General features: G+C 62.3%; 1 protein-coding gene. It reads right to left on the reverse strand.

Annotated elements, in window-relative coordinates:
* On the reverse strand, window positions 1-844 hold an 844-nt coding region (locus VD17_RS29770; protein WP_185753257.1), incomplete at both ends, for an efflux RND transporter permease subunit.

Below are 844 nucleotides of genomic sequence, written 5' to 3' on the forward strand. Positions count from 1 at the left end.
GAGCGAGTCACGCCACTCACGCGGATAACGCACGTTGATCGGGAAGCGAGCGAGCCCTTCAATGGTCTCTCCGACGTTTTCACCACCGATAGCGCCGGCCACGATCGACTGCACATCGGCGATATTCAGCCCGTAGCGGGCCGCGGCCTTGCGATCGATATCCACATCGATGTAACGGCCGCCAGTCAGGCGCTCGGCCAGGGCCGAACTGACACCGGGCACATCCTTGGCCACGCGCTCGACCGCCTGAGTAGCCGTATCGATCTCCGTCAGATTGGGGCCGGCAACTTTCACCCCGATCGGGCTCTTGATCCCGGTGGCCAGCATGTCGATGCGGTTGCGGATCGGTGGTATCCAGATATTGGTCAGCCCAGGCACGCGGACCACTCGATCCAGTTCCTCCACCAGTTTTTCCTGAGTCATTCCGGGGCGCCACTGCTCACGCGGCTTGAATTGAATGGTAGTCTCGAACATCTCCAGCGGTGCCGGGTCGGTGGCGGTTTCGGCGCGGCCCGCCTTACCGAAGACGTGTTCGACTTCGGGCACCGTCTTGATCAGGCGATCGGTCTGTTGCAGCAGCTGCGCCGCTTTCTGCGCCGACAACCCCGGCAGAGCCGAAGGCATATAGAGCAGATCGCCCTCGTCCAGCGCAGGGAGGAACTCGCCACCCAGGCGAGAGATCGGCCATAGTGCGCTGAGAAAGACCAACAGTGCGACCAGCATGGTGACTTTGGGCCGGCGCAGCACCGCGTCCAGGGCCGGCTGATAGAGCCTGATCAACCAGCGGTTCAGCGGGTTTTGTTCCTCTTTGGGGATCCGTCCACGAATCCAGTAGCCCATCAGC

This window comes from Pseudomonas fluorescens, assembly GCF_000968015.1.
GTDB lineage: Bacteria > Pseudomonadota > Gammaproteobacteria > Pseudomonadales > Pseudomonadaceae > Aquipseudomonas > Aquipseudomonas fluorescens_W.